This is a genomic window from Pseudomonas sp. PME37.24/006 (genome assembly GCF_055556635.1).
Map to the genome: position 1 here is coordinate 1 of NZ_JBVHNL010000206.1, position 256 is coordinate 256.

The following is a 256-nucleotide window of genomic DNA, read 5'->3' on the forward strand; positions in this document are numbered from 1 at the left end:
CGGCGCGACCGATGCGTTCTTCAGTCCGGTCAAGCCGTCGCAGATTCTGGCCAGGCTTGTCGATATCGAAGCGCCGTCGATCGTTCCGGAGGAGTTGCCGTCGTCCGCCACGGAGGCGGCATCGGCGGGCGCGGCCAGCATCGCCGCGATGTTCTCGGCCGTCATCAACGGCTCGGCGATCGACGTCGCCGATGCCCGGCGCGCCGGCGCGGGGATCGCCGACAGCATCGCGGAGAATGGCCTCTCCGACTGGTTG

At 69.1% G+C, this 256-nt stretch carries 1 protein-coding gene; it reads left to right on the forward strand.

Annotation, left to right across the window (positions count from 1 at the left end; translation table 11 throughout):
- Positions 1–256 (forward strand): hypothetical protein (locus ACZ3GY_RS24425; RefSeq protein ID WP_465912374.1); only part of this gene is annotated, 256 nt, incomplete at both ends.